The organism is Rhizobium indicum (genome assembly GCF_005862305.2).
Lineage (GTDB): Bacteria > Pseudomonadota > Alphaproteobacteria > Rhizobiales > Rhizobiaceae > Rhizobium > Rhizobium indicum.
The window spans coordinates 409464-435045 of the sequence record NZ_CP054021.1; the positions used below are offsets into that span (position 1 = coordinate 409464).

Consider the following 25582-nt stretch of genomic DNA (forward strand, 5'->3'; position numbering starts at 1 on the left):
GTCTCAGAAGCTCCCCATCTGGCGATAGACCCTTTTGATATCAGGCTCGGCCATCCAGTGACGAAGCGAGCGGCCGGGCAGATGAGTCAACAAGGAATAGCGTAATGGGAGAACGGACCGTGATTCATCGACGCGCAGCCAGGTAGGAACCGGCAGCGTCAAATCCTTGAGCCAGCCCGCTACGAGCGCCTCCTTGGAGGGTCCCCACTCGGGCTCGTGCGGATAAATCTTGAGAACCAGCGACCCGTAATCGGAACCCGCGAGATCGATCTTGTAGACCTCGGTGCTGCCGCCCTCCAGTCGAGAGAAGCCGCTGATGGCGAGCCCAGGCTCATGCTGCTGGATGACCTGCAAGACAACTTCAGCGGTCAGTTCGAAAGTCATCCTTCGTCTCGGTGCCATTGCATGCGACCTCTTGTCGCGCCTTCACGTAACGAGATAAGCTCTGTGCATCTCACTATAATCAAGGCAATTGCGCAACGCTGACGAGGAACTCCACGGTGCCGGAAACTGGCTGGACCCGCGGCGTCAGTCCGTAGCCGGTGGGTGCCAATCGTTCGGCACGTTAGGACGGTCCACATTGCGGCTGATTCCGCCCAGGCGGCCATATCGACATCAGCTGTATGCCCGAACCGACCCAGTGACGGGTCTTCGGCGAGGAACGGAGTGGTCGCGGCATTTCCCTTCTCCCCGCAGGCGGAGGCCCGAAGGACCGGGTCGAGACCAGTGGCTCGACCCTCGGCAAAGGTGGCGGCAACCGGATGAGGAGCGGGCTTCGGCGATCTCCGGGGCCGAGGATTCGTATGCCCCACCGGTTCTTGCGCCTAGAGCGCCACGCCGGTGCCTCGGTCAAACACATGCACCTGATCGCTGGTGATGCTTGCCTCGAAGACGGCGCCGTAGCGGGCGGGATATTCGCCGTCGACGATGGCGGTCACCTGCTGGCCGGCAAGATCGAAGACGACATGGGTCTGGGCGCCTGTCGGTTCCACCAGCATCGTCCGGCCGGCGAGCGGCGTGCCGGCGGCAACACCGGGAATGAGATGTTCAGGGCGCAGGCCGATGGTGACGGCCTGGCCGGCCTTGACCTTTCGGTCGGGCGCAATGCGGATTGCCGTTCCGTCGCTGAGACGAGCAGCAGGCCCACCATTTTCGCCGTCGACCGTGCCTTCGAGCATGTTCATCGCCGGCGATCCGATGAAGGCGGCGACGAAGAGATTGGCGGGCTTCCTGTAGAGCTCGAGCGGTGTTCCCTGCTGTTCCACCCTGCCCTGATTGAGCACGACGATACGATCGGCCAGCGTCATCGCTTCGATCTGGTCATGAGTGACATAGATCGAGGTCGTCCTGACCTTCTGGTGAAGCGTCTTGATTTCCGAGCGCATCTGCACGCGCAGCTTGGCATCGAGGTTGGACAGCGGCTCGTCGAACAGGAAGACGGCGGGATTGCGCACCACGGCGCGACCCATGGCGACACGCTGACGCTGGCCACCGGAAAGCTGGGCCGGCTTGCGGTCGAGGAGCTCGGCGAGATCCAGCATGCGGGCGGCCTCGGCCACCCGGGCCTCGATCTGCGGTTTGGCAATGCCGGCGAGCTTCAGATTGAAGCCCATGTTTTCGGCAACCGTCATGTGCGGATAAAGCGCATAGGATTGGAAGACCATGGCGATGTTGCGTTCGCGCGGCGTCATGCTGTTGACGACCTTGCCGCCGATGGCGATCTCGCCATCGGTGATCTCCTCGAGGCCGGCGATCATTCTGAGCAGCGTCGATTTTCCGCAACCGGACGGGCCGACGAGCGCGACGAATTCGCCATCCTCAATATGAAGTGAGATGCCGTGGATGACGTCGACGGCGCCGTAGGTCTTGCTGATATCGGTGAGTTCAACGGATGCCATGATTGCACTCCAACGGTTCGGCTCAGGACTTCACGGCGCCGGCGGTCAGACCGGCGATGATGTGTCTCTGCGCAACGAAAAAGACGATGATGGTGGGAAGGATGGTCAGCGTGATGAAGGCCAGCACCAGCTGCCATTCCGTGCCGTACTCGCCGCGATAAACCATGATGCCGAGCGGCCAGGGATATTTGGATTCCGAGTTCAGCATGATCAGCGGCAGGATGTAGCTGTTCCAGCTGCCGACGAAGGAAATGATGCTGACGGTGGCGACGATCGGCCGCGAAAGCGGCAGCGAGATGTGCCAGAAGAAGCGGAGATAACCGCAGCCGTCGACGAAGGCCGCCTGAAACAATTCTTCCGGAAGATTGCGGAAATAGTTTCGAAACAGCAGGATGCTCATGCCAAGGCCGAAAGCCACCTGCGGCAGCACCACGCCCCAATAGGTATCGAGCAGGCCGAGATCGCGGATGCGGATGAAGAGCGGCAGGATCGCGGTCGCCGCCGGAAACATCAGGCCGAGTAGGAAATAATTGAGCAGGAACGACGATCCGAAAAAGCGGACATGGGCAAAGGCGAAAGCCGCCATGGACGAGACGATCAGCGTCAGGAGGACGGTGAGCGACGCGATCACAAGCGAATTGCCGATCTGCAGCCAGTAGCGTTCACCGAAAAGAATGTCGGTATAGTTCGCCCATTGCCACTCAGTCGGCAGGCCGAAGGGATTGGTGCGCAGGTCGCCCAGCGTCTTGAAGCCGCCGAGCGCCGTCGTCAGCAGCGGCACGAGCACGATTGCGGCAATCAGGCTCAGCGACACGTAGAGATAGACGCGTGTTGATGTGCTCATGCGGATGGAAGAGCTCATATCAGTCATGGCGCATGAATATCCTTTTGTAACCGAAGGCGAGCGTCACGCAGATGATGAAGAGCACGACGCCGACGGCGCTGCCGAGGCCGACCTGCATGCGCATGACGCCATAGGTGTAGAGGAAGGTGACCATCGTCTGGGTGGAGTTGGATGGCCCGCCGCCGGTCAGCGGCATGATCATGTCGAAGAGCTGCAGCGAGCCGACGACGGCAAAGAAGATGGAAAGACGCAAGGTCGAGCCGAGCAGCGGCAGCGTGACGTAACGGAACTTCTGCCAGCCGGTGGCTCCGTCGATTTCGGCGGCCTCCAGCACGCTCTTGTCGACGGATTGCAGGCCGGCGATGAACAGCATCATGTGGAAGCCGAAATATTTCCAGACGATCACCCCAAGCACGGCATAGATCGCCACGTCCTTGTCGGCGAGCACATAAGGGTTGGCAAAGCCGAAGAAGTTGGAAACGGCGGCAAACAGGCCATAGTCGCCATCATAGACGAAGCGCCAGATAAGGCCCGCGGCAACGTCCGCCAGCACATAGGGCAGGAAGAAGATCAGGCGGTAGCCGACGACACCCGGAATGCGGTGCGCCAGCATGGTCGCCAGCCAGATGGCCAGCGGCACCTGGATGCAGATCGAGATCACGATGATCAGGCCGTTATTGACCAGCGCCTGCGTGAAGGCCGCATTTCGAAACAATACCTGGAAATTGCGGAGCGCGATGAACTCGGTCGGCGTGCCGTAGCCGTTCCACTTATAGAGGCTGTACCAGGCCGCCTCGCCCATCGGCATGATGACGAAGAGCGTGAAAAGCAGCAGCGCCGGCGGCAGGAAGATCAACAGCACCGCCAGCCGGTCATGGGCGACCGAGCTCTTGCTGTTTGCAGCTCTTTTTGCCGGCCTTGCGGCCGTGGTTATCGATGGGACTGAAATATTGGCCATTGTTCCTGCTTTCGGCATGTCGGCAGCAATGCTGGCGCTCCAGCTCTTCACTGGAGCGCCAGGAAGGGTCTGCAGGCGCTGGTTATTGTTCCAGTTCGAAAGCGTCCTGGATCATCTGGGCGCCGTCCTTGGAATTCATCTGACCGGAGACGATTTCCACCGACACGTCGTTGACGACACGGCCGACCGCCGCACCGAGATCCTGGTCGAAATAATTCTGATGCCACGTCGAGCCGGCCAGCTGTTTGGCCGATTCGGCAAGCAGCGGGTTGGTGACGCCGTCGCCGGCGCCGACGGCAACGGGCAGAAGCATGCCGGCCTTGGCCATCGCCCGCTCATTGTCCGCATTCGTCAGGAAGGCGAGGAAGTCGAGCGCTTCCTTGGAGGCCTTCTTGGTGACGGCCCAGCCGTTCAGACCGCCAAGCGTATCCGTCGGCTTGCCGGCGCCGCCATCGACCGCCGGGAAGGCGAAACGGCCGATATTGTCTGGAGCAAGGCCCTTGCCGTCACCGGCATTCTTGCGCTGGTTGGCCTCGGTATTTTCAAAGCCGAGGATGATCGCAGCCTTACCGTCACCGAAAACGCCGAGCGCCTGCGGCCAGGTCGAGCCGAGATAGCCGGGCTGGAACGGTTCGAGCTTTCCGAGTTCGGCGAGATCGTCGCCGGCCTTGATGATCGCAGGATCAAGGAAACCTTCGCCCTGGCCGGTCTTTGCCGCTTCGAAGACTTTCTGGCCGCCTTCGCGCATAACGAGATAGCTCCAGTAGAAGTGGATCGGCCATTTTTCACCGCCGCCGCCGGCGATCGGCACGATGCCGGCGGCCTTGATCTTCTTCACCGTGCCGAGAAAATCAGCCCAGTTCTTGATGTCCTCGGCCTTCACGCCGGCCTTGGCAAAGAGTTCCTTGTTGTAGAAAAAGCTGACCAGACCGACCTTATAGGGAACAGCCCAGGTCTTGCCCTCGAATGTCAGGCCGCTGACCGAAGCCGGGCTATAGGCGCCGCGCAGTTTGCCGCCATCGGCATCCAGCGCCGGCGTCACATCCTGGAGGGCGCCGGTCTCGGATTGCTGCTTCAAGACGCCGCCGCCCCAGCTGAAAAAGAAATCCGGCACGTCGTCGGATTGCAGCAATGTCGGAAGCTTGGCCTTGAAGGCCTCGTTTTCGAGAAACTGCATCTGGATATCGACGTCGGGATGCTGGGCTTCGTATTTCTTGACGATGTCTTCCCAGGCCGCGACATATTTCGGGTCGAGCTCGAGATGCAGCCACTTGACGACTGTCGCCGCCGAGGCAGCACCTGCTCCGGCCAGCAACATGCCGGCAGCCGCGGCCATGGATGCGATACGCCTGCCGCCAAAAGCGGCGCTCTTGAACCTAAAAGTCATGATTTTTCCTCCCAGGGGTCCTGTCCTCACAATTTTTCCCCTATGCGGATTAATTCAACGGAGCTTTCGCATATTGTCAACCCAATGCCTCTATTTTTATCAAATGCGCTTGACAGGACCGCTGAATTCCCTGCTATTTATTTCGTAACCCGTTAAAAATATTTGGGTTCCGCCCCAACGAAACGCTCGCCTGGCTAGTTCCAATGAAGACCGCAGATCCCGAATTAATGCGCGCGATCAATCGCTTGAACGTGCTCGATACCATCAGGCGCCATGGTCCGATCTCGCGGATAGAGATCAGCGAGCGTACCGAACTCTCCACTACCACCGTTTCGGCCATCACCGCCTCATTGCTCGACGACGGGCTGATCCTGCCGCGTCACGAAGGCGATATCCGCAATGAGGCGGTGCGCGGTCGGCCGCGGGTGATGCTGGAGCTCAATCCCGATGCCGCCCGCGTGGTCGGCGCCAAGATCGCCGCCAACAGGATGGTCTTCGTCGTCACCAATTTCCGCGGCGATGTGCTGTCGAAGCTCGCCTTGCCGATCCGCATCGACCGGCAGCCGATCGGCGTCATCGCCGATCTGGTCGAGGATGGCGTCAGGCGCTGCGTCGTCGATGCCGGGCTTTCGCTGGAGGATGTCGACAGCGTCTGCCTCGGCTTTCCCGGCGTCATCGAGCACCGCACCGGATATATCCGCAGCAGCCCGATCTTTCGCGACACCAATGTCGATTTCGCCGCCGAAATGTCGACGCGGCTGGCAACGCCGACCATTGTCGAAAGCGACGCCCACGCCATCACGCTTGGCCATCACTGGTTCGGAAAGGCCCGCGATCTCGAGGATATGGTGCTGATTTCGCTGGAACAGACGCTGGGGCTCGGGGTCCTGCACGGCAACAGCCTGTTTCGCGGCGCCGGCGGACTCAGCCACAATCTCGGCGACCTCGTGCTCGGCATGGGACCGAACGGCGTCGTCCGGCTTTTCAGCCAGGCCGGCGAAAGCGCGATCCTCGGCGAACAGCAGGCCGACGGGCGTTTTGCCGAAGCGATCCGTCTCGGCCGCGGCATGAACCATGCCCAGGCGCTGATCAAGGCCGATGACGACCGGCTGATCAGTGCCGCGATCCGCGCCGGCGAAGCGGTAGGTTTGACCATTGCCAACATCGTCACGCTGTTTGCGCCGCCGCGGGTCATCCTGGTCGGATCGAGCCTAGCGCTCGGCGAACCCTTTCTCAATAGCCTGCGCGATGCCTATGCGCTCGCCATTCCGCCATCGCTGCGCGGGGTGAGCGAACTCGTCTTCGACGATTCGACCGACGATTTCTGGGCGCAAGGTGCGGCGGCGGTGGCGCTCTACGAACTCTACGAATCGCCCTGGAGCACGACAGGGCCGGCGCTCTGACGGGCGTCACAATCAAGACTCAATGGAGGAATTCATGGACAAGGTCGGTATCGGCATCATCGGATGCGGCAATATTTCGGGCGCCTATCTCACGGCGATGGCATCCTTTCCCATTCTCGAGATCCGCGGCGTCGCCGATCTCAACCGGGAGTTGGCAGAAGCAAAGGCTGCGGAATTCAATGTTCCCGTCAAGACCGTCGAGGAGCTTTTCGCCGATCCCAAGGTCGAGATCATCGTCAATCTGACGATCCCGAAGGCCCATGTTGCCGTGGCATTGCAGGCGCTTGAGGCCGGCAAACATACCTATTCGGAAAAGCCGCTCGGGATTAATTTCGCGGAAGGGAAAAAATTGGCGGAAGCCGCAAAGGCGAGGAATCTCCGCATCGGCGCTGCCCCCGACACCTTCCTCGGCGGCGGCCACCAGACGGCCCGTGCGTTGATCGACCAAGGCGTCATCGGCCAGCCGGTCGGCGGCTCGGCAACCTTCATGTGCCCGGGCCATGAGCGCTGGCATCCGAACCCGGCCTTCTATTACGAGGTTGGCGGCGGGCCGATGCTCGATATGGGTCCTTACTACATCACCGATCTCGTCAATCTTCTCGGGCCGGTTTCTCAAGTTGCGGGTTTTGCGACGACGCCGCGATCGGAACGGCTGATATCAAGCGAGCCGCGCAACGGCGAGCGCATTCCCGTGCATGTGCCGACCCATGTCACCGGCATGATGGCCTTTGCCAATGGCGCCGTCGTCCAGATCGCCATGAGCTTCGATGTCGCCGGCCACAAGCATGTGCCGCTGGAAGTCTACGGAACCGAGGGCACGCTGATCGTTCCCGATCCGAACAAGTTCGCCGGCCCGGTGGAATATCTGAAGAAGGGCGGTGCGTTCGAGGACCAGCCGGTCACATCACCCTATGCCGACGGCAACTACCGCTCGCTCGGCGTCGCCGACATGGCGCATGCGATCCGCTCCAACCGGCCGCATCGCGCCAATGGCGATCTGGCGCTGCATGTGCTCGAAGTTATGGAAGCGTTCCACACCGCTGCCGCAACCGGCCGGACGGTCACGATCACCACGGCAACGGAGCGCCCTGCCCCCTTGTCCGATTCCATCGTCGACGGACGGCTGGCGAAATAAGTTTCAGGAGGAAAGACTATGCGTGAAGCACTGATCGTTTGGGGCGGCTGGAGCGGGCATGAGCCGCAGGAGTGCGCCGAAATCATCAAGACCATGCTCGAGGAGGACGGCTTCAAGGTCTACCTCGAACACGGCACCGAGGCGCTTGCCGACCCTTCCGTCCATGATCTCAGCCTCGTCGTGCCGATCATGACGATGTCGAAGATCGAGAAGGAAGAGGTCAAGAACCTCGCGACCGCGATCGAAAGCGGCGTCGGTATCGCCGGCTATCATGGCGGCGCGGGCGATGCCTTCCGCGACTCCGTCGATTACCAGTTCATCATCGGCGGCCAGTGGGTGGCTCACCCCGGCAACATCATCGACTATACCGTCAACATCACCCGCCCTGACGATCCGCTCATGGAGGGTATTGCCGATTTCCCCTATACGTCAGAGCAATATTACATGCATGTCGACCCGTCGAACGAGGTTCTGGCGACGACCAAGTTCACCGGCGAACACGCCTACTGGATCGACGGCGTCGTCATGCCCGTCGTCTGGAAGCGGAAATACGGCAAGGGCCGCGTCTTCTATTCCTCGCTCGGCCACCAAGCCAAGGAATTCGACGTTCCCCAGATGAAAACCATCTTCCGCCGCGGCGCCAACTGGGCTGCGCGGTAGGCTAGGCCGTCCGGTTCGTGCGGATGGCTGCCTCTCATCTAACCTTATCGGGGTCGAGCCACTCGTCTCGACCCTCCAGACCCTGTAAACGCGGCGAAGGACGTGCCTTGCGAGATGTGGCGAGGGACGGAGAGGTCGCGGCATAATCTCTTCTCCCCTCGGGGAGAAGGTGCCGGCAGGCGGATGAGGGGGGCCACACGGAACACCTCGCACATAATCCACCTATCCCGCCACACCGACGGCAACGCCAAGATCCAGCGCCCTGACCTCGGTCGAGACGACACGACCGGCTTCGCCGGCCCCCTCATCCGCCCTACGGGCTCTCCCCGCTGGGGAGAAGAGGGAATCGAGACGTTGCGGCATGTCCCTTCGCCCTGGGGCGGACGAAACCGACCCCGGGCTCAGCGGATGATCAATGCCGTCCCGTAGAGCCCCAGCGCAAAAACCGTATGAGCCAGCAGATTGAAGCAGCGGACCTTGTTCGGGGTCGGATGTTTGGAGGCGGCCCAGCCGATGCCGAGGCCGGGCTGCAGCAGGAACCACCCTGCCCCGACGGTGACGATGCCGAAGATCCAGGCGGGAAAAAATGTCGGGGCCGCCAGCCAGGCCGAGCCCATGATGATGGCGAAGATCAGCCCATAGAGGATACCGACGGCGTAATGGCTGATCCAGCCGAGCGCCAGTTCATGGGCATAGGGCTCGGCGTCGGCAATGCTGTCGTGAAAGACCTTGCCGCGGCGAAGGTGCCAGAACCAGCGTCCCACAGGTGCCCAGTTGGGCGCCGACTGGCCGAACTGGGTGAGCAGGATCGCCCAGAGGTCCATGAGGATGGTTGCGCCGGCGCCGATCACCAGGCCGCGCCACAGAATATCGAACATTGGGAATCACCGGAAAACGTTGCGATTGCAGGACGCTACAAGATCATTGCAGAGACGCCGGCGCAATGGCTCCGGTGAATTCAAAAGGCACATTCCGGAGTGATTCAGAGCCTAATCTGCCTGCGGTCCGTCCTCGCCCTGCGTCTTACCCGCGCCATTGCCGATATCGCCGCTGATATCCTCCGCAAACTTCCGCATGAGGCGCACGAGTTCATTGAAATCGTGTTCGTCCCAGCTCTCGAAAATGGCCCGGCCCATCCGCTCGCGGGCGACGTCGATGCGATCGGTCATTGCCTTGCCCTTCGGGCTGATGACCGCCTCGCGCACGCGGCGGTCGGCGGCATTGCCGCGGCGCTCCACCAGATCGAGACTTTCGAGCTTGGCGACCTGGCGGCTGACGGTGGTGTAGTCGCGCCCGGCGCGGTCGGCGAGTTCGACCACGCCGATGGGACCGAGCCGTTCGATCGTGACCAGCAGCGGAAACAGCGCGCGATCGAGCGAAATCCCCGCCTCGCGGACCATCTGCTCGTCGCGCTGCGGGCGGTTCATGACGCTGACGATCTCGATCAAAGCCCCATGCAGTTCGCGCAGTTTTCCGCTTATATGTGTATTTTGCACATTCTTTGTTGACGTCATGCTGCTTCTCCTATTGTGTGCATAATACACACATGGAGAGATCAATGACAGAGAATTCCACAGTCGACGTGCTGATATCGGGCGGCGGGGCTGCCGGCCTGACGCTGGCAATCGAGCTGGCGCGGCGGGGCGTATCCTTCCGCCTGATCGAAAAATTGAACGACCCGTTCCGCGGTTCCCGCGGCAAGGGCATTCAGCCGCGGAGCCAGGAAGTGTTTGAGGATCTCGGCATTCTCGACCGGATCGTCGCCCAAGGCGGCACCTATCCCCGGCAGCGGGAATATCGTGACGACGGCAGCGTCAGCGAATCTGACGCCGTGGTGGGTGGGGAGCCGACACCGGCAGAGCCCTATCATCTTCCGCTGATGGTGCCGCAGTTCCTGACCGAAGGCGTGATGCGCGAGCGCCTGCTCGAACTTGGGCATCGCCCCGAATTTGGATGCGAACTGATCGGCTTCGAACAGGATGAGGCGGGCGTGACTGCTCGGCTTAAGGGCACATCCGGTGAAGAGGCCATCCGCGTGCGCTGGCTCGTCGGCGCCGATGGCGGCCGCAGCTTCGTGCGCCATGCGCTGGATATCGGCTTTCCCGGCAAGACGCTCGGCGTGCGCGCCATGGTCGCCGATGTCATTCTGATAGGGTTGGACCGAGAGGTATGGCATCGCTTCGGCGATGGCGACATGCAGCAGCAGATCGCCATTTGCCCACTCGCGGGGACGGATCTATTCCAGATCCAGGCACCCATCCCGCTCGAAGGCGAGGTCGACCTCTCCGCGGCAGGCTTGACTGTCCTGGTGAAGGAACGCACCGGCCGCGACGACATCGAGGTCCAATCAGTCTCCTGGGCGTCAGCCTTCCATATGAACGCCCGGCTTGCCGATCGCTACCGGCTCGGCCGCGTGTTCCTGGTCGGCGATGCCGCCCATACGCATCCGCCGACCGGCGGACAGGGTCTGAATACCAGCGTTCAGGACGCCTATAATCTCGGATGGAAACTGGCTGCGGCAACTGCCGGTGCTCCTGACGCACTGCTCAACAGCTATGAGGAAGAGCGCCGCCCGGTCGCCGCCGCCGTGCTCGGTCTGGCGACCAATCTTCTCGACGCCATGAAGCGAGGCGATATGCGGCGCGGCCGCGATGTGCATCAACTCGATATCGGCTATCCCTCCTCCTCCTTCGCGCTGGAAAAGCCGGAGCGGAACGCCGGCCTGCTTGCGGGCGACCGTGCGCCCGATGCGCCGCTCAAAGGTGTCACCGGCCAGCCGACGCGTCTGTTCGAACTGTTCAGGGGGCCGCACTGGACGCTGCTGGGCTACGAGGCCGAGCAAGCCGCCGTGCCGCCGCGCCCGGGCCTGCATATCCACAGGATCGGCGAGCGCGGAGATGTCATCGACGAAGGCCGGCATTTCCATGATGCCTACGGTCTGGAATCGGGCGACTGGGTGCTCGTGCGTCCGGACGGTTACGTGGGCGCTATCATTGCGTCTGCTCACGCCTGGGCTCTGGAAGCCTATCTCGCAAATGTCGGCCTTGCTGCGTAAGCGGCAACTCAAAGCGCCACGGTCTCGGCGCGTCTGAAAACAGGTGTGCCGTAGCCAATCGCCACGCCGAGTAGCGCGCTTTCGTTTGCTAGCCGCCGCACAAGGCCCAAGAGAGCCTCATCCTGAGGAGCGTTGGAGGATGCCGCACCATAGACCAAGCGGCATCGAATCTTTCAGAGAGCATCCCGCTCGTATCGCGGCGCCCATCCGCGGGCCATCCCGCGGCTCATCACGCTTTCCGCCAGCGCCAATTGCTGGCGGAGATGTTTGCAGTCATCGAGCAGCGAGCGTATCGCCGCCTTGGCATTGTCGTCATGCCAGGCAAGCACGGCTTCGACTTCCCAGGCTTGATCGGGCCAGGTTTGGTCCGGCCAGGCTTGACCAGGTCCAGTTTGTTCGGGGCGTGCCCGATGGGGTTCCAAGGTTTTTGCCGGCTGCATCAGTTCAGCGCCAATGGCAATTGAACCGGCCGCGGCAAGGGCGGCAGCGGCCGGCTGAGTTCGACCTTTCTCTGCCAGGCGGCACGTCGCTGTTGATCTCGCTCGCGGGCTGCGCGGGACGCTTCGACAAGCGCGAGGGCGTTGGCGATCACCTGTTCCGTATGCGTCATGATCATCTCCAATGTTCCTGTTTTGTTCTAAGTTAGAACTTCGGCAGGAAAAGTCAAGCGTCGGGACGATCTGGCTTTGAGGATAGGTGGGGAAGCGCGGAGCGTATTCAGTCCGCCGCTTCTATGACGGCAATGCCGGCCTCCTGTGCCGCCCTGATGAAGGCGGCCCGCACGTGTTCCGGTGGGAGATCGCCGATAATCGCATCCAGGCACGACTTGACGGCCTCGAAATACTCTTCGCCGTCGTCTACCGGCCAGTCGCGCAGGAGCGTGCGCGCGGCGTCCCACACAGAGTTAATAACGGCATAATGGCCGAGCCCCATTGAGGCCAAGCCAACCGGTCGAAAATGTGCCGTCTGTCTCACTTTGCTACAGCTTTTCCCAATTTCGGTGGAGCTCATGGAATACGATGCAATTTGCGTGCCGTTGGCAAGCCGCCTACCGGCCGAAGCGTGGCTTTTGATCATAGAACAGGATGATTTTAGACTAGGTCGGCCTAAAATCTGAATCCTGTTCTACATTATATAGTTAGAGCATGACGTCGCCCGAAAACCGCTCACACTTTCGGCATCATGCTCTCGTCAATCATGGCCGTCACAGACGTGTTTCTCCATCCCTCCCGGATCCGGCAACAGCCGCGCTTGAGAACATGGAACGCCTGAAGACCCCGACAGCTCCCCCGACCAGTCATTAAGCGACTGATTATGGTAAATATCGGGCTTACATCCCACGTCCGCTGATTAAAACTCAGTCTTTCCTTTTATACTCTATAATGATTACAGCAACTCATATGCATTGCTGGAAGCAAGAACCTCTCTAATCACTCATGGATTGTGCCAGAGGTGGACGGAGTTTCATCCGGGTCGTACAATGCGATTTATCCTGCACGCGCCGGATCTGGGAGGAGCGCGCGATGCCTATTTTCATGGATCGACACTTTCTTGAAGGAACGTCAGCGGCTGACGTTGCTCAGGCACATCGCATGGATCTCGATATCCAGGACAAGTACGGCGTCAAGTTCCTGACCTACTGGTTCGATCAGCGGCGCGGGACCGCCTTTTGCCTCGTGGATGCGCCGGATGCCGAAACTGCGCAATGTGTGCATCGCGAGGCGCACGGCTTCGTCGCCGGCGAGATCGTCGAGGTCGCCTTGTCAGCGGTCGAGGCTTTTCTTGGCCGAATCCATGACCCTGAGCCGGCGCCCGGCCAATCCTCCGCTCAGGTGGATCCCGGCCACCGGGCAATCCTCTTTACCGATATCGTCGGATCGACAGCGATGACATCGCGCCTCGGCGACCGGATTGCGACCGAAATGGTCCGAGCCCATGACTCTATCGTGCGCCGATGCCTCAGCCAGAATTCAGGTCGGGAGGTGAAACACACCGGCGACGGCATCATGGCCGCCTTCGCCGCGACAACGGCAGCCGTCGAATGCGCCATGGCGATCCAGCGGGAATTCGAGCGTTACAACGGCGGAAACACCGAGCCTATCCATATCCGCATCGGACTGGACTGCGGCGAGCCGGTCGAGGACAGCAACGACCTCTTCGGCTCGACCGTGCAACTTGCCGCGCGACTATGCTCGGCAGCCTCCAGCGACCAGATCCTCGTCTCGGAGAATATTTTTCGGGAGTACGGCGCCGCCGATCTCTTCGCTCACGCAACGCGCCGACGGTTCAAGGGGTTCTCGAAGCCCATGCTGGTCTTCCGATGCGACTGGGCCAATGCCGGCGTAAACTAGGATCTGTTGGATCCGACACCCACCAAACTGCCGGCTGCCTCCTGGCAGGGCTTGCCGCGGCGCTTTGTGGCCAAGAAATAGGCGATCATACGATCTGTTGATATGGAAACCAGAACGCGCCGCAACTGATGTGACGGCGCGCCCTCCCTGCCATGCAGACAGCCCCCAACAGGCCTATATCTGACTAAGCATTACCAATTTGATGGTTCATCGGTCCGTCGAATTTGGGGCCACCCTCGACCTTCGCAAGGACGCCAGCCATGTTCAGGAACCGCCGGAAATTCTCGCGCGCAGCGCTCAGCGGGAAACGCCCGTTGGCCGCATCTCTGCACGCCTTCAACAGCGTGTCATATGCCAAACCCCGTTTGTCCTCCGGCCACCCGTCCAGAACATCGAAGATTTCATCGAGGCACGTGACCTCATCGATGATATGTTGACGATGAAGCAGAATCGGATCGAACCGAGTTGACGACATAGTATCCTCCCATTTATATTACTTTTTTATGGTGTAATTTTACTCAAAAACCACAATCTATTCAAGTCGAAATCGCGTCCGCTTGACTATTAACGTCGTGAAACTACTTCCATAACGACAGAATAGCCCGACCAGGCTAGACTTACGTGACTTTAATCATCGACTGAGGCGCGACGCATCACGATTATAGATTGATTGATCAATCGTGCGAATGTTTCGGCTCAGGTGAGCGTGATCTAGCGGGCCAGAAGTTTTCGTATAGGCTCGCGTTGGCATGGTAGATTGCGACCATGACAAGCTTATGAGGAGACGTTCAGATGAACCGATTTTTTCCATTGGTAGCGGGAGTGCTGATCGGTGTGTCCGCGTTCACGTCTTCCTGCACGTCGCCTGCAAGGCAGGATCACCAGGACTTTCAATATCAGCGGAATACATCGGTAAACCCGGCATGTGCGGATGGGTTCAGACCCAGCAATGCTCGCTCGTGCAGCTATTGAAAGGCATAGAGCCGGAAATTGGGCGGCACGCTACAGCAATTGGACCGGTTGGGAACTCCAAGCCCTGCCTCACCGTTAAGTGATCGGGTCACAACGGCCCGACACTCAACAGGAGAACGGTTTCCCATGAACAATTTGATCTGGCTTGTCGGCGCTGTCGTTATCGTGCTCGCGATTTTGAGTTTCTTCGGCTTCCGCTGATTACAGACGTTGCTTAAGTAAAGTGCGGCGGCTCAACCGCGCCTTCTCCTGCCGGCGATCAGAGGGACGATGAAATCCTCTGCGCCGATGGATCCATAGGGATTGAGAGCGCTCGTCCTACTTGGCGGGGCTGGGCTGACATTTGCACGTCGAGCGGCGTTTTGCCGAGTGCTGCCGCAATGTCTTTCGCCAGATTACTCAAAGCGTCGGGCTCGAATCGAGACTACCGCCGCTTCTTCGACTATCCGCAGAATGGCGTGTGATCAGCGCAAAAAGTGGATGATCACCCCCTCGGTCTTCCTTTACAGTCAGCCGTTTCGACCTCTCAAGGCAGATGGTAAAGGACAATCGATGGCTGGTCTTGTGGGTCCGGATGAAGCGGCTCAATCGGAAAAGCAGACTGCAAAAGGCGATCGGCCGGAGGGCTTGGCGCGGGATGTTACAGCCATCAAGATCGTCGACTGTCTGCTCGGTTACAAAGCCGTCCAGCGCCGCATGCGGGCCAGCCGTTGGAACCATTTCCGCGGCCGGATGCGCGAGATCGAAAAATTGATCAGGCATCGCCATGGAGACATCGTGCCCGAGGCCGATGACGCATTGATTTACGTCGAGGTGATCGCCGGCCTCGCCCTTGTCGAATTCAAGGAAGAGTTTGTTGAGGTGGTCCTCGGCTGGGCGGCGCGATGGCTTCCCTGGGCTGGGAAAGCCGACATAGAGGACGTCATCTACGAGCGGACAAAGGTGCGCTTTTCCGACTTGTCCGCCGACGCCCTCGGCCATGCTCTGCACTTAAGCTACGCAGAACGGAGCGCCCTCGATATCCGCACAATCGGTGCATTCGATGTGCCGAAACGGAAGAGAGCAAAACTTCAAAAGGAAAAGCGGCGGCAGCGGGACCGAAGCCGAAAAGAGGAGCAGCGCCGTGCCGACGGCGCGCTTTCCAGAGCCGATTATCTCGCCAATTCTTTCAGCCAAGTGCGCCCCTGGGAGGCTTTCGGCATCAGCCGCCGGACATGGGAACGCCGCGGCAAACCGATGCCGGATGCCGCGACGATATCGGATTGCGCTCTGATCTCGCTCGCCGCTTAGTCAGCGCTTTTTCGGTGTTTAGCCGAGTGGACCGAACCAGCTATTCATCGCCTCTTGCAAACCATCCTGCATCCTGTCACCCACCCAGGCCACATATCCGTCGGGCCGGATCAACACTGCCGTTGGCGCGGAGACCAAGCCCAGCGCCGGCAGTTCCCAGGCGCCGTCATATCCGGCGTCGACCAACTTGATGCGGTCCGACCACGGCCCGATGTCGAAGCTGCCGGGCGGGCCGAGGTTCAAGAACACGGGCCGCGCATCCTGGAGCAGCGTAAAGAGAGGCAGAGGACCATCAGGCGTGGTGAGATCGAGGTCAGGCATGCGGCGGCCGAGCAGCGGATGCCCCTCGCCGAACTCGTAATGGATCGCCAATCCGGACATTTCGGCAGCGATCCGTTTGCGCGGCTCCTCCATGCCAAGCAGCTCCGTTACCACGTCACGCAAGGCTTCGGTGCGATCGTCGGTCCGCTGCAACGCCACCTGCGCCATTGTCATGCGCAACACGCGGGCAGCAACCGGATGCCGCTCGGCATGATAGGTGTCGAGCAAGGCGTCAGGCGACGTGCCTTTCACCACCTGGGCCAATTTCCAACCGACATTGACGGCATCCTGCACACCGGTATTCAGGCCTTGCCCGCCGACCGGAGAATGCACATGGGCGGCATCGCCGGCGAGGAGTACCCGGCCCTTGCGGTAGGCCGTCGCCTGCCTGGACATGTCGGTGAACCTGGAAATCCAGTTGACACGATGGAGTCCGTAATCCGTTCCGAAGGCGGCAATGAGCGCTTCCTTGAGATCTCCGAGCGTCGGCTCGCTCGTCGCGCCGGCATTCTTCTCGGGCACCATCAGGCCGATCGGACCTTCTTTGGCAAAGACGATCTTGCCGTCTTGGATTTCGTACTCCTCTCTGCCGAAGGCATAGATACCAAGGGCGGTGCGATGGATGCCCAACGGCGGCTCCTCTTCCATCTCTACTTCGGCCAGAATGTTGCCGGTCGTCGGATCCCATCCTTCAAACTCGATGCCGGCAGCCTTGCGAACCAGACTGCGGCCTCCATCGCAGCCGACGAGATAGCCTGCCCTGAGCAACGCGGCATCGGAGAGTTCAATGGTGACGCCGGTATCGTCCTGCGTGAAACCCGTTACCTCGAGGCCGCGATAGATCGGCACCGCCAGCTCGCTGACCCAGCCGGCCAGAATGCGCTCGATATGCTTCTGCCGCAGCGCCAGCCCGTAATTGTGCCGGGTCGGAAAATCGCTGATATCCAGACGCGTGACCGCAAACCCCGTGACCTGGGCTACCTGCCCTTCCGCGAGGAACCGGTCGACGATGCCGCGCTGATCGAGAACCTCGAGCGTGCGCGCACTCAGACCGCCGGCACGCGTACCGGCAAGCCCCTGGTCAGGGCGGCGCTCGACAATGACGACGTCGACGCCCGCCAAGGCCAGCTCGCCTGCCAGCATCAGGCCTGTCGGCCCTGCCCCTGATATCACGACTTCATGTTCCCTCATCCGCAAACTCCCCTGTTCCGACGCACTCTTTCAGGATTCCAGACAGAGCTGGCCCCCACTGCTTCTCCCCAATGTCATCGCTTCTGCGCAGATGCCGATTTTCTCTGTCGCAGGTTGTTCCTCCTATAATAAGAGTTCCATACTGGTTGGAAGGACTTGCGACAGGATGTCGGGCTTGCTCTCCAAAGCCCTATTGGCTGCCACTTGCGGGTCTCTTGCTGAGGAGCCCAAGCGTTTCAATACGACCTAACCGGGTGGGCGCTGGATGCGGCAGGCGCCGTCCGTGGTCGTTGCTCTCGAAGCGGATCAATCAATCCTCGGAAAGAGGTATCTTACTGCGGAGCCGGAGCTTTTTGCGGAATCGTCTCGGCCGCCGGTCGCTCGGACGGATCGGCGGGATGGCCATAGATCGTGTAGGCGGCGCCTGCCAGCACCCCCAGGACGAGAAGAGCGAGCACGTACAACATCATTCCGCGGATGGCTGTCTTCGGTGTCTTATCCATGAGGGATCTCCAGGATTGCTCAGCGGTCAAATTCAATGCGAGCGCTTTTGGTTCCGACGCGGCGGTTGTTCACGTGAGTAGCATTCACGGAACGATCAGGTCCGGATTTTGTTTAATCCGCATCGTCATCGCTAGCGGAGGCCATCATGTGGGCAATCCTCACCGGAGCCGCTCTCATCATCGGCGGACTTGTTTTTCTCTTTACCTCGGTGCTTGGTCGAAGACCGAGTGATCCGCATAAAACGCCGCAAGGCGGCACCACGCTGGAACCACGGCGCCAAGGCCTCAGGTTCCTTGGGATATCGCAAAACTGGCCGGCGCTCGCCGTTATCGCACTCGGCGCCCTTCTCCTGGCTTTTGGCGGATATTCATGACATCCGACAGTCATCAGCCGGCTTAACTCCTTCGGCAGCAAAAACCCGGCTTTCACCGGGTTTTTGTTCAGTCATACCAAGTCTGGCATTACCAAGTCTGGCGACCAGACCAGTCATCGATGTCACGTTTAATACGGTCCTTTTCGATGCCATACCGCTCCTGGATCTTGCCTTCCAGTTGGTCGCGCTTGCCGGCGATCTGGTCGAGATCATCGTCGGTGAGTTTGCCCCACTGCTCCTTGACCTTGCCCTTCGCCTGCTTCCAGTTTCCTTCGATACGATTCCAATCCATGGTGGATTTCTCCTGTTGTTGATGAGGAGAAAACGGATCGCAGTGGAAATTGGTTCCTGAGTCTCAGCGGATTTCCGCGAAGCTCAATTCCAGCGGTAAAGACGCAAGGCGCTGCCCATGTCAAACATCCACACCCTAATGAAGAAAACCATAAATAATTCGTGAAGAGCGAATAGATTTATGAAATATTTATCTATGCATAAAGAAAATATTCCTCTCCTCTTGTGTTATACTGCTCCACAGGGAGAACAACAATGGCACTCGATGTATTCGTGAACCTCTACAATTTAGGTGGCTTGGACGCACTTAACGTTTCTCTGCGAAGCCTGTCAGATGACGACAGGCTTGGCGCTTTACTGTCGCTTGAGAAGATGGGGTACGAAGTGATCTGGAATGCCCAGAGAAAGCCGGCGTCTGCCTATGTGTGGAGCGGGCCGAACGAGAACTAGTTGTCAGATTGGGACAAAGACCTATCCCGAAAATAGGCGCGAGACCTCACGACCTTGTGTCTCCCTTCATTCGCTTAAAAAGCAGATGTTCCACCCTCCTATCGATCCGAAGGAAGTGAGAGCGATCATGATCCTGTCCCAGATAGCCGAAGCACAAACAGTGTTGGGCGACGAAGAGGTTGCCCTCTGCCAGAGAGTATTCGACCACATCAGTTCAGTGCGACGAATCACAACAGACACCGAGCGTGAAGATCTGGCTCGGCGGGTTATCCATTCGTACCAGCATGGCGTGAAGGATGAGGGCGCGTTATTGCGACTGTTGATCTAGGATCGCTTCTTTCCGTGAAATTTATACTGGCGCTTGCCAACCCGTTCATGATTACGAAAAGCGATGCTTCGTGAGGCTCTCGCTTGCGGCAGGTGCGAATAGAACCCCGTGCACACGATGTCCAAAGAGATGATGACTTCGTCGTGAACGCCAATCATCACGTTAAATCAGATGGTGTGGCGTTTAATGTGCTAAAAATACTCTGTAGGCGGAGATGACACAAATCAGGGAGAAACAACGATGGCCGACTTAGGAGACCGCAAAAAGGCGATGGAGGATCAATACTTCCAAGACGCCGAGAGGTCCATCAAGCTCAAATCTCGCATGGACAAGCTTTTGGCGCAATGGATTGCAGGCCTCATTGGTCGGGATGATGTTGCGGGCTACGGCGCTGAAATCACTGATGCCCGCTTTAAAGGGGGTGGAGACGCTGGAGTTCTCTCGAAAGCTATGGCGGATCTTCAAGCGGCTGGTCAGAACGTCAGCGAGCAGGACGTGGCAGCAAAGATGAGTGAATTTCTGGTCGAGGCCGCTGGACAGCCTTAAGCACCAAGCGACCTGCACTCCGGGCGCGTTTCGTACGGTATGTAGCCGTCGGCCTCACCAGCCGGCGTTTTTTTACATGCCCATGTGTCATGTGCCGTAAAACTGCGTCATGCGCCGTAAAGTGCGTAAAAGGGCCCCAATCACTGACGCCCTTTACACATACTACAGTATTGATATTGCTTGAAATTTTGGTGAGAGCGTCGGGGTTCGAACCCGAGACCTACTGATTAAAAGTCAGTTGCTCTACCAGCTGAGCTACGCTCTCCCTCTCCGCGGGTGTGACCACCCCGGCTGGAAGTGGGCGGAACATAGGCAGGCGACCCATTGCGGTCAACCGAAAAATTTGCCTTTTTCTGCGCCCGGCACATTTCTTGCGGGCGCAAAGACAAATGGCTTGCGTGCAAAGACCGATGTCCTGCACGAGCGAAGACAGATTTCTTGCGCGCGCAAAAAGGTGATTGGCAATCGCTTGGCTGCAAAGCTAGGAACATCACGCAGATTGCAGCCGGAGAGAGTGCGTGTCGATTGCCGATATTTCCCTGTGGAGCGCGCTCATTGCCGGGGCGCTTTCCTTCCTGTCGCCCTGCGTGCTGCCCCTCGTTCCGCCCTATCTCTGCTATATGGCCGGCATTTCCGTCGAGCAGTTCCGCGGCGGCGGTGCGGTGGCGGTGGCGCCCGACGTCAGGCGCGGCGTGTTTTTCTCGGCTCTGCTGTTCACGCTCGGCTTTGCCACCGTCTTCGTGGCACTCGGCGCCGGTGCTTCGAGCATCGGCATGGCGCTTCGCCAGCATCTCGACCTGCTGTCGAAGATCGGCGGGCTGATCATCATCGTCATGGGGCTGAACTTCCTTGGCCTCTTTCGAATCGGGGTGCTGGCGCGTGAGGCGCGCTTCCAGGGCAGCGGCAAGCCGGCGACGCTGACAGGCGCCTATATCATGGGCCTTGCCTTCGCCTTCGGCTGGACGCCCTGCATCGGCCCGGTGCTCGGGGCCATCCTGGGCGTTGCCGCCTCGCGCGAGACGGTCGGCTCCGGCGCCGGGCTGCTCGCCATCTATTCGCTCGGCCTTGCCATCCCCTTCTGGATCGCCGCCGGCTTTTCCGGCGCCTTCATGCGCTTCCTGTCGCGCTTCCGCCGCCATCTCGGCACGGTGGAAAAGGTGATGGGTCTGTTCCTCGTGCTTACCGGTCTCGCCTTCCTGTTCGGATGGGTCAGCAATGTGGCGATCTGGTTCCAGCAGACGTTTCCGATCCTGATGCAGATCGGCTAGGCCACCGGCTGCCGATTTTCCAGGCCATGGTGCAGGTGCGTGGGCTCCTCCGCTTCCTCCCGCGCTGTCGCGTCGTGTGTTGAAACCGACGGGCAATGCGGCTTTTTGCGGGGCCCATCGAGAAAAGCGTCCCACGTTGCGGGATCGCCCATTGGTCAAAGGGACAGCGCTCGCAGAACATCTGGCATCCGCACGCCGACGCTGCCATAAATGGAGCTTCATCGAGGGAGGCATCGTGATGCAGAAGAATGCGCCGGACTTCAGCCTTGAGGGCAAGGTGACCTTAGTGACGGGAGCGAGCCGTGGCATCGGTCGAGCTTGCGCACTTGCCTGTGCCGCAGCAGGTTCCGATATTGTTTTGGGGGTCCGCGATGTCGCAGCGTCGGCGAGCCTGGTTGCCGAACTGGAGGGCGCGGGACGAAAGGTTCTGCCCGTTGAACTGGCCATTCCCAATAAGGCCCATATCGCGCAAGCCGTCGACGCGGCGCTTGCGACGTTCGGTCGGATCGACATCCTCGTCAATAATGTCGGCGTGGCTCCGGGCAATCTCGCGGAACTCGTTGAGGAGAAGGATCTTGACGAGATACTCGATGTCAACATCAAGGGTACCTTTCTGATGACGCAGGCTGTGGGCCGGCACATGATCAAACGCAATGGCGGCCGGATCATCAACATCAGCTCACAGGCCGGTACCGTGGCACTGCGCGGCGAGGCAATCTATTGCATGAGCAAGGCGGCGATCAATCACCTTACGCGCTGCCTCGCAGCCGAATGGGCACGCTATGATGTCACCGTAAATACCGTATCGCCGACGTTCATTCACACCGATGGCACAGCACCTTTTCTATCCGATGCCGACAATCGCGAAGCGACGCTTGGTCACATTCCGCTCGGCCGGATCGGTGAAACCGACGATGTGGTGGGTGCCGTAGTCTTCCTTGCATCACCGGCCGCGAGCCTGATCACCGGCGCGAACCTGCTGGTGGACGGTGGATGGTCCGTCGCCTGAGATCGAAGCGCCTCTGCAGCGCAACCTGTCCAGACGAGAACAACGATTTGCCGGACAAGGATCGTCCTACGTCATCGGCAAAGGCGCTGGCGATGCTGATCTAAGATTTCGACCAGCATCAATAGCTCTCACGCAAACTGGCCACGAATTCGGCCCGGAGCGAAAGAGTGGTCGAGCAGAAAGACTGTCACCGAGGAGTTCGATCTCTTGGCGACTTGCGGACGCCAATGAGGGATCTACATTCCCTGGATGAAAACCTTCGAATCCGACAACGGCTCTCGGCAGAATTCGCTTCGTCAGGTGCTGCGAAGGCTCGATAGGGCCGACGGCAGGCAGGCGGTCACCTTTCGGCTGGTATTTGCTGCCATTGACGTCGCCATTCTCGCCTTCTTCCTGCTCGGCCCGTACCTGCGATCCGGTCCGTCCTATCTGATCATCGACTATGCGATAGCAGTGTGGATCGCCGCCGAGATGGTCGGCCGGGCGGTCGCCGCATACTCTGTGCGCGAGTGGATTCGGCGGCCGATGACCTGGATCGACTTCGTGGTGCTGGCCACGCTGTTGCTGCCGGACCTGCTCTTCAATTTCGCTTTCCTGCGGATCATGCGGCTCTGGGCGATCGGCACGAGTCCGCTGCTCAAGGACTTGCTGCGCAAGGCCGGCTATTTATACCTTCTCGACGTCGTCCGGGCGGTGATCAATCTGCTTGTGTTCCTCTTCATGGCAACCGGGTTCGTCTATACGTCCTTCTTCTACAACAGGGAGGGAAGCGAAGGATTCGTCGATGCGCTATACTTCACGGTCGCGACGGTGACGACGACGGGATTCGGAGACATCACGCTTCCGGGAACGCTGGGCAAGCTCACTTCCGTTGTGACGATGATCGTCGGCATCTCCCTATTCGTCAGGCTTGCTCAGGCAGTCGTCCGCCCTCACAAGGTGACCTATTCCTGCCACCGATGCGGCCTTCAGCGCCATGACGCCGACGCCGTTCATTGCAAGGCGTGCGGAGAGGTCTTGAACATACCGGACGAGGGATCGTGACCGTCGACCCTGGCTGGACGATACGCCAGGAAATCGCACGCAGTCGTCGTCTGAGAGGGCGCCCAAGATCGTATTGGGACAACCAGTGAACGCGGAATCTTGCAAGCGAGCCACGTCTTCAGGTTGGAGCGCAGCCCCGCGGATGTTGTTGTGCCAGCTCATTGGCTTGCGCCGCCCCGGCGCACCATTTCAAATCGGGTCCGTCGGATTGCAGCCCGCCCATGCCGGGGAGCACGCCGCCGCCGACATCATCCTCTCGCGAGAGGATTATCCGCATCGTGGGCTGTTGCGAGACCGGTCGTCAGTTCATACGTTCTGTCATCCAACCTCACAGGAGCAGAAGATGCAGATCGACCTCACAGGCAAGACCGCTCTAGTTACCGGATCCACCGAAGGCATTGGATACGCAATCGTCCGCCAGCTCGCGAGGGCGGGTGCGGACGTGGTGGTCAACGGCCGCTCCGAAGAAAAGACCGCGAAGGCCGCCGACCGGCTGAAAGGCGAAGGCGCCAAGGGAAGCGTGACCGCGGCGGCAGCGGATCTCGCAACCGCTGGCGGATGTGACGCTCTTGTCGCCCAAGTTCCTCACGTGGACATCCTCATCAACAACGCCGGCATCTTCCAGCCGCTAGACTTCTTCGATGCGGACGACGAGGTATGGGACCGCCACTGGCAGGTGAACGTCATGTCCGCCGTCAGGCTCTCGCGCGCATATCTTCCGGGCATGCAGAAGCTCGATTGGGGCCGCGTCATCTTCATCGCGTCGGAATCCGGCTTTAACATACCGGTCGAGATGATCCACTACGGTGTCAGCAAGACCGCGGACATCGCGGTTGCCCGCGGCCTTGCCAAGCGGATGACCGGCACGGGCGTCACCGTGAACTCCGTCCTTCCCGGCCCCACGCTGTCCGAAGGCGTCGAGGCGATGCTCGCCGAGGAACGTGCGAAGACAGGGAAACCGATCGAGGAGGTGGCGGCGGATTTCGTCAAGAAGCACCGCGCCGGTTCGATCATCCAACGCGCTGCGAGCGTCGAGGAAATTGCCAATCTCGTCACCTATCTGGCCTCCCCTTTGGCGTCCGCAACGACTGGAGCTTCGATGCGCGTGGACGGAGGCCTGATCGACACGCTCTGACGGACTCCACCGATCGGCCACTGCACCGTCTTCGTCGGAAGTTGTCTCCGCGATGCGCTGCGGTGGCGGGCTGTTTGGCCGCCTTTCCAAACCCCTCCAATTCTCACCCTTTCGCAGACCAGTAGCCTATCGAAAAGGCGGTGCCCGAAGTAGCCTCGATCTTTCGCGCGCCCGCCATGTTCCGTTGGCCCGGCAAGGTGCCTCCCTGCAGTCTGCAAAGCGGATCATGACCGGCCTCGAATGGTTCCCCACATTCGTGGCCGCCGCCGGCGATCCCAACATCATTCATGAGCTTAACCTCAATGCGTCGTCTCCGAAACCACGGCACGTCAAGGAACCGCTGGCGACCGCCAAGGTTTAGCCTCGAGACCATCAGCGCAGATGAGTTCAATGGAAAACGCAACGAAAGACTTGGGCGAACAACGTCGACGGCTCGATGGCCGTCGCGTCGCGGCAATCGACGACTACCTTGGGAATTCAGCATGAACATCGAGACGATAATTTTCGGGCCGAGCGACTGGGTCCCGAACAACCCGCATCTTCCTGTATTGCTTTACAGAGGGCTGTTTGCCGACGGCGGACCGACCGATTTCGAACGTCGCTTCGCAGCAAACGGTTGGACAGGCATCTGGACAAACGGTGTCTTCGATTATCAGCACTACCATTCCGGTGCCCATGAAGTGCTGGGAATTGCACTTGGTAGCGCCAAGCTGCTGATTGGTGGTCCCGGCGGTCAAGCAATAGCGGTGGCGGCCGGAGACTGTCTGGTGCTTCCAGCCGGGACAGGGCATCAGAATCTCGGCTGCACGTCGAACTTCCAGGTCATCGGCGCTTATCCTAAGGGACAGCATGCCGACATTCAGACTTCGGCTGCTTCTAGCGAAACGCTGACGAAAATCTCGTCAGTACCCTTACCCCACACCGATCCCGTTCAAGGACCATCGGGATTTCTCATCGAGAAATGGCGGTAGCAGGGCTTGCCGTGTTCGCCAATCTGATCGACGCCGCCGCCATCAGCACCACGCCGGCAGCAAAAAGCGAGGCCTGCACCTATGCCGAGGTATGGCTCGGCCTGTCCCTCGACCCACTCGCCCTTATCCCTCGACCCAATCGATCGCAAACACGCCTCCATGTAGCGTCGTCGATGCCGCGCATAGGCGGCGGTCAGA

The 25582-nt window shown here is 59.9% G+C and carries 31 protein-coding genes and 1 tRNA gene; 16 read left to right on the plus strand and 16 right to left on the minus strand.

The window, feature by feature from the left end:
• Positions 1–3: 3 nt before the first annotated feature.
• From FFM53_RS36805 to FFM53_RS01945, 5 genes are all read right to left on the minus strand, one after another.
• Positions 4–384 carry a phosphotransferase family protein gene (locus FFM53_RS36805; protein ID WP_281385577.1) on the minus strand — a complete coding sequence of 127 codons (381 nt, stop codon included), beginning with the start codon at positions 382–384 and terminating at the stop codon, positions 4–6.
• Between the two features lie 440 nt (positions 385–824).
• Positions 825–1898: an ABC transporter ATP-binding protein gene (locus FFM53_RS01930; protein ID WP_138329525.1), complete on the minus strand. Its 1074-nt coding sequence runs from the start codon at positions 1896–1898 to the stop codon at positions 825–827.
• A 22-nt stretch (positions 1899–1920) separates the two neighbouring features.
• The gene (locus tag FFM53_RS01935; RefSeq protein WP_003539503.1) at positions 1921–2769 is read right to left on the minus strand and encodes a carbohydrate ABC transporter permease; all 849 of its coding nucleotides are present in this window, start codon (positions 2767–2769) and stop codon (positions 1921–1923) included.
• On the minus strand, positions 2762–3700 hold the full coding sequence (locus FFM53_RS01940; protein ID WP_003559249.1) for a carbohydrate ABC transporter permease: 939 nt from the start codon (positions 3698–3700) through the stop codon (positions 2762–2764). The genes FFM53_RS01935 and FFM53_RS01940 overlap by 8 nt, the downstream gene beginning before the upstream one ends.
• A gap of 82 nt (positions 3701–3782) precedes the next feature.
• Positions 3783–5087: an ABC transporter substrate-binding protein gene (locus tag FFM53_RS01945; protein ID WP_138389238.1), complete on the minus strand. Its 1305-nt coding sequence runs from the start codon at positions 5085–5087 to the stop codon at positions 3783–3785.
• Between the two features lie 203 nt (positions 5088–5290).
• Between FFM53_RS01945 and FFM53_RS01950 the strand changes: the two genes are divergently transcribed.
• The 3 genes from FFM53_RS01950 to FFM53_RS01960 are packed head-to-tail and all read left to right on the plus strand — an operon-like array spanning position 5291 to position 8285.
• Positions 5291–6490 (plus strand): ROK family transcriptional regulator, encoded by a 1200-nt coding sequence (locus FFM53_RS01950; protein WP_003539497.1) that lies wholly within the window; start codon positions 5291–5293, stop codon positions 6488–6490.
• Positions 6491–6524: 34 nt separating this feature from the next.
• Positions 6525–7625: a Gfo/Idh/MocA family protein gene (locus tag FFM53_RS01955; RefSeq protein ID WP_138329527.1), complete on the plus strand. Its 1101-nt coding sequence runs from the start codon at positions 6525–6527 to the stop codon at positions 7623–7625.
• Positions 7626–7643: 18 nt separating this feature from the next.
• Positions 7644–8285 carry a ThuA domain-containing protein gene (locus tag FFM53_RS01960; RefSeq protein ID WP_003539493.1) on the plus strand — a complete coding sequence of 214 codons (642 nt, stop codon included), beginning with the start codon at positions 7644–7646 and terminating at the stop codon, positions 8283–8285.
• 222 nt (positions 8286–8507) lie between these two features.
• On the opposite strand, the gene FFM53_RS01965 is transcribed toward FFM53_RS01960, so the two are convergent.
• The 3 genes from FFM53_RS01965 to FFM53_RS01975 form a co-directional block, all read right to left on the minus strand.
• The gene (locus tag FFM53_RS01965; protein WP_173883527.1) at positions 8508–8648 is read right to left on the minus strand and encodes a hypothetical protein; all 141 of its coding nucleotides are present in this window, start codon (positions 8646–8648) and stop codon (positions 8508–8510) included.
• 38 nt (positions 8649–8686) lie between these two features.
• Positions 8687–9163: a DUF2938 domain-containing protein gene (locus FFM53_RS01970; protein WP_138329529.1), complete on the minus strand. Its 477-nt coding sequence runs from the start codon at positions 9161–9163 to the stop codon at positions 8687–8689.
• Positions 9164–9274: 111 nt separating this feature from the next.
• Positions 9275–9799 carry a MarR family winged helix-turn-helix transcriptional regulator gene (locus FFM53_RS01975; RefSeq protein WP_138389240.1) on the minus strand — a complete coding sequence of 175 codons (525 nt, stop codon included), beginning with the start codon at positions 9797–9799 and terminating at the stop codon, positions 9275–9277.
• A 44-nt stretch (positions 9800–9843) separates the two neighbouring features.
• Here FFM53_RS01975 and FFM53_RS01980 point away from each other — a divergent pair, with 44 nt between their 5' ends.
• Positions 9844–11340: an FAD-dependent oxidoreductase gene (locus FFM53_RS01980; RefSeq protein ID WP_138389241.1), complete on the plus strand. Its 1497-nt coding sequence runs from the start codon at positions 9844–9846 to the stop codon at positions 11338–11340.
• Between the two features lie 173 nt (positions 11341–11513).
• Here FFM53_RS01980 and FFM53_RS01985 read toward each other — a convergent pair whose 3' ends face one another.
• From FFM53_RS01985 to FFM53_RS01995, 3 genes are all read right to left on the minus strand, one after another.
• Positions 11514–11780 carry a hypothetical protein gene (locus FFM53_RS01985; RefSeq protein WP_138389242.1) on the minus strand — a complete coding sequence of 89 codons (267 nt, stop codon included), beginning with the start codon at positions 11778–11780 and terminating at the stop codon, positions 11514–11516.
• The gene (locus FFM53_RS01990; RefSeq protein ID WP_162039352.1) at positions 11780–11950 is read right to left on the minus strand and encodes a hypothetical protein; all 171 of its coding nucleotides are present in this window, start codon (positions 11948–11950) and stop codon (positions 11780–11782) included. The genes FFM53_RS01985 and FFM53_RS01990 overlap by 1 nt, the downstream gene beginning before the upstream one ends.
• 107 nt (positions 11951–12057) lie before the next feature.
• The gene (locus FFM53_RS01995; protein WP_011651896.1) at positions 12058–12315 is read right to left on the minus strand and encodes a DUF982 domain-containing protein; all 258 of its coding nucleotides are present in this window, start codon (positions 12313–12315) and stop codon (positions 12058–12060) included.
• Between the two features lie 548 nt (positions 12316–12863).
• Between FFM53_RS01995 and FFM53_RS02000 the strand changes: the two genes are divergently transcribed.
• Complete coding sequence (locus FFM53_RS02000; protein WP_138329534.1) at positions 12864–13691, plus strand: nickel-binding protein; 828 nt, start codon at positions 12864–12866, stop codon at positions 13689–13691.
• A gap of 184 nt (positions 13692–13875) precedes the next feature.
• Here FFM53_RS02000 and FFM53_RS02005 read toward each other — a convergent pair whose 3' ends face one another.
• Positions 13876–14166: a DUF982 domain-containing protein gene (locus FFM53_RS02005; protein ID WP_012757379.1), complete on the minus strand. Its 291-nt coding sequence runs from the start codon at positions 14164–14166 to the stop codon at positions 13876–13878.
• A gap of 1049 nt (positions 14167–15215) precedes the next feature.
• Here FFM53_RS02005 and FFM53_RS02010 point away from each other — a divergent pair.
• On the plus strand, positions 15216–15953 hold the full coding sequence (locus tag FFM53_RS02010; RefSeq protein ID WP_138389302.1) for a hypothetical protein: 738 nt from the start codon (positions 15216–15218) through the stop codon (positions 15951–15953).
• A gap of 18 nt (positions 15954–15971) precedes the next feature.
• Here FFM53_RS02010 and FFM53_RS02015 read toward each other — a convergent pair whose 3' ends face one another.
• Both FFM53_RS02015 and FFM53_RS02020 read right to left on the minus strand, forming a co-directional pair.
• Positions 15972–17465: an FAD-dependent monooxygenase gene (locus tag FFM53_RS02015; RefSeq protein ID WP_138389243.1), complete on the minus strand. Its 1494-nt coding sequence runs from the start codon at positions 17463–17465 to the stop codon at positions 15972–15974.
• Positions 17466–17797: 332 nt separating this feature from the next.
• Positions 17798–17968: a hypothetical protein gene (locus FFM53_RS02020; protein WP_012757375.1), complete on the minus strand. Its 171-nt coding sequence runs from the start codon at positions 17966–17968 to the stop codon at positions 17798–17800.
• Positions 17969–18114: 146 nt separating this feature from the next.
• On the opposite strand from FFM53_RS02020, the gene FFM53_RS02025 reads away from it, so the two are divergent.
• On the plus strand, positions 18115–18342 hold the full coding sequence (locus FFM53_RS02025) for a hypothetical protein (RefSeq protein WP_138389244.1): 228 nt from the start codon (positions 18115–18117) through the stop codon (positions 18340–18342).
• 88 nt (positions 18343–18430) lie between these two features.
• Here FFM53_RS02025 and FFM53_RS02030 read toward each other — a convergent pair whose 3' ends face one another.
• On the minus strand, positions 18431–18634 hold the full coding sequence (locus tag FFM53_RS02030) for a CsbD family protein (protein ID WP_012757373.1): 204 nt from the start codon (positions 18632–18634) through the stop codon (positions 18431–18433).
• Positions 18635–18888: 254 nt separating this feature from the next.
• On the opposite strand from FFM53_RS02030, the gene FFM53_RS02035 reads away from it, so the two are divergent.
• The 3 genes from FFM53_RS02035 (at position 18889) to FFM53_RS02045 (ending at position 19957) form a co-directional block, all read left to right on the plus strand.
• Positions 18889–19083 carry a hypothetical protein gene (locus FFM53_RS02035; RefSeq protein ID WP_138329540.1) on the plus strand — a complete coding sequence of 65 codons (195 nt, stop codon included), beginning with the start codon at positions 18889–18891 and terminating at the stop codon, positions 19081–19083.
• Positions 19084–19210: 127 nt separating this feature from the next.
• Complete coding sequence (locus FFM53_RS02040; protein ID WP_138329542.1) at positions 19211–19411, plus strand: hypothetical protein; 201 nt, start codon at positions 19211–19213, stop codon at positions 19409–19411.
• Between the two features lie 240 nt (positions 19412–19651).
• On the plus strand, positions 19652–19957 hold the full coding sequence (locus FFM53_RS02045) for an ATPase inhibitor subunit zeta (RefSeq protein WP_138329544.1): 306 nt from the start codon (positions 19652–19654) through the stop codon (positions 19955–19957).
• Between the two features lie 189 nt (positions 19958–20146).
• On the opposite strand, the gene FFM53_RS02050 is transcribed toward FFM53_RS02045, so the two are convergent.
• Positions 20147–20222, minus strand: a tRNA-Lys gene (locus FFM53_RS02050).
• 253 nt (positions 20223–20475) lie between these two features.
• Between FFM53_RS02050 and FFM53_RS02055 the strand changes: the two genes are divergently transcribed.
• From FFM53_RS02055 to FFM53_RS02075, 6 genes are all read left to right on the plus strand, one after another.
• Entirely contained in the window at positions 20476–21225 is a 750-nt protein-coding gene (locus tag FFM53_RS02055) for a cytochrome c biogenesis CcdA family protein (RefSeq protein WP_025394453.1), read from the plus strand.
• A 238-nt stretch (positions 21226–21463) separates the two neighbouring features.
• Positions 21464–22234 (plus strand): SDR family NAD(P)-dependent oxidoreductase, encoded by a 771-nt coding sequence (locus FFM53_RS02060; protein ID WP_138329546.1) that lies wholly within the window; start codon positions 21464–21466, stop codon positions 22232–22234.
• 249 nt (positions 22235–22483) lie between these two features.
• Positions 22484–23278, plus strand: a complete 795-nt coding sequence (locus FFM53_RS02065) for a potassium channel family protein (RefSeq protein ID WP_138329548.1) — start codon at positions 22484–22486, stop codon at positions 23276–23278.
• A 343-nt stretch (positions 23279–23621) separates the two neighbouring features.
• A complete protein-coding gene (locus FFM53_RS02070) occupies positions 23622–24413 on the plus strand; it encodes an SDR family NAD(P)-dependent oxidoreductase (protein WP_138389245.1) in 792 nt (263 codons plus the stop codon).
• A 226-nt stretch (positions 24414–24639) separates the two neighbouring features.
• Positions 24640–24774: a hypothetical protein gene (locus tag FFM53_RS36810; RefSeq protein WP_281385729.1), complete on the plus strand. Its 135-nt coding sequence runs from the start codon at positions 24640–24642 to the stop codon at positions 24772–24774.
• A 121-nt stretch (positions 24775–24895) separates the two neighbouring features.
• Entirely contained in the window at positions 24896–25384 is a 489-nt protein-coding gene (locus tag FFM53_RS02075) for a cupin (RefSeq protein WP_138329551.1), read from the plus strand.
• Positions 25385–25582: the final 198 nt, after the last annotated feature.

Excerpts from the sequence above, each read along its gene's own strand:
- FFM53_RS36805 (WP_281385577.1), bottom strand. The coding sequence starts at position 384 with ATGACTTTCGAACTGACCGCTGAAGTTGTCTTGCAGGTCATCCAGCAG.
- FFM53_RS01930 (WP_138329525.1), bottom strand. The coding sequence starts at position 1,898 with ATGGCATCCGTTGAACTCACCGATATCAGCAAGACCTACGGCGCCGTC.
- FFM53_RS01935 (WP_003539503.1), bottom strand. The coding sequence starts at position 2,769 with ATGACTGATATGAGCTCTTCCATCCGCATGAGCACATCAACACGCGTC.
- FFM53_RS01940 (WP_003559249.1), bottom strand. The coding sequence starts at position 3,700 with ATGGCCAATATTTCAGTCCCATCGATAACCACGGCCGCAAGGCCGGCA.
- FFM53_RS01945 (WP_138389238.1), bottom strand. The coding sequence starts at position 5,087 with ATGACTTTTAGGTTCAAGAGCGCCGCTTTTGGCGGCAGGCGTATCGCA.
- FFM53_RS01950 (WP_003539497.1), top strand. The coding sequence starts at position 5,291 with ATGAAGACCGCAGATCCCGAATTAATGCGCGCGATCAATCGCTTGAAC.
- FFM53_RS01955 (WP_138329527.1), top strand. The coding sequence starts at position 6,525 with ATGGACAAGGTCGGTATCGGCATCATCGGATGCGGCAATATTTCGGGC.
- FFM53_RS01960 (WP_003539493.1), top strand. The coding sequence starts at position 7,644 with ATGCGTGAAGCACTGATCGTTTGGGGCGGCTGGAGCGGGCATGAGCCG.
- FFM53_RS01965 (WP_173883527.1), bottom strand. The coding sequence starts at position 8,648 with ATGCCGCAACGTCTCGATTCCCTCTTCTCCCCAGCGGGGAGAGCCCGT.
- FFM53_RS01970 (WP_138329529.1), bottom strand. The coding sequence starts at position 9,163 with ATGTTCGATATTCTGTGGCGCGGCCTGGTGATCGGCGCCGGCGCAACC.
- FFM53_RS01975 (WP_138389240.1), bottom strand. The coding sequence starts at position 9,799 with ATGACGTCAACAAAGAATGTGCAAAATACACATATAAGCGGAAAACTG.
- FFM53_RS01980 (WP_138389241.1), top strand. The coding sequence starts at position 9,844 with ATGACAGAGAATTCCACAGTCGACGTGCTGATATCGGGCGGCGGGGCT.
- FFM53_RS01985 (WP_138389242.1), bottom strand. The coding sequence starts at position 11,780 with ATGCAGCCGGCAAAAACCTTGGAACCCCATCGGGCACGCCCCGAACAA.
- FFM53_RS01990 (WP_162039352.1), bottom strand. The coding sequence starts at position 11,950 with ATGACGCATACGGAACAGGTGATCGCCAACGCCCTCGCGCTTGTCGAA.
- FFM53_RS02000 (WP_138329534.1), top strand. The coding sequence starts at position 12,864 with ATGCCTATTTTCATGGATCGACACTTTCTTGAAGGAACGTCAGCGGCT.
- FFM53_RS02005 (WP_012757379.1), bottom strand. The coding sequence starts at position 14,166 with ATGTCGTCAACTCGGTTCGATCCGATTCTGCTTCATCGTCAACATATC.
- FFM53_RS02010 (WP_138389302.1), top strand. The coding sequence starts at position 15,216 with ATGGCTGGTCTTGTGGGTCCGGATGAAGCGGCTCAATCGGAAAAGCAG.
- FFM53_RS02015 (WP_138389243.1), bottom strand. The coding sequence starts at position 17,465 with ATGAGGGAACATGAAGTCGTGATATCAGGGGCAGGGCCGACAGGCCTG.
- FFM53_RS02020 (WP_012757375.1), bottom strand. The coding sequence starts at position 17,968 with ATGGATAAGACACCGAAGACAGCCATCCGCGGAATGATGTTGTACGTG.
- FFM53_RS02025 (WP_138389244.1), top strand. The coding sequence starts at position 18,115 with ATGTGGGCAATCCTCACCGGAGCCGCTCTCATCATCGGCGGACTTGTT.
- FFM53_RS02030 (WP_012757373.1), bottom strand. The coding sequence starts at position 18,634 with ATGGATTGGAATCGTATCGAAGGAAACTGGAAGCAGGCGAAGGGCAAG.
- FFM53_RS02035 (WP_138329540.1), top strand. The coding sequence starts at position 18,889 with ATGGCACTCGATGTATTCGTGAACCTCTACAATTTAGGTGGCTTGGAC.
- FFM53_RS02040 (WP_138329542.1), top strand. The coding sequence starts at position 19,211 with ATGATCCTGTCCCAGATAGCCGAAGCACAAACAGTGTTGGGCGACGAA.
- FFM53_RS02045 (WP_138329544.1), top strand. The coding sequence starts at position 19,652 with ATGGCCGACTTAGGAGACCGCAAAAAGGCGATGGAGGATCAATACTTC.
- FFM53_RS02060 (WP_138329546.1), top strand. The coding sequence starts at position 21,464 with ATGCAGAAGAATGCGCCGGACTTCAGCCTTGAGGGCAAGGTGACCTTA.
- FFM53_RS02065 (WP_138329548.1), top strand. The coding sequence starts at position 22,484 with ATGAAAACCTTCGAATCCGACAACGGCTCTCGGCAGAATTCGCTTCGT.
- FFM53_RS02070 (WP_138389245.1), top strand. The coding sequence starts at position 23,622 with ATGCAGATCGACCTCACAGGCAAGACCGCTCTAGTTACCGGATCCACC.
- FFM53_RS36810 (WP_281385729.1), top strand. The coding sequence starts at position 24,640 with ATGACCGGCCTCGAATGGTTCCCCACATTCGTGGCCGCCGCCGGCGAT.
- FFM53_RS02075 (WP_138329551.1), top strand. The coding sequence starts at position 24,896 with ATGAACATCGAGACGATAATTTTCGGGCCGAGCGACTGGGTCCCGAAC.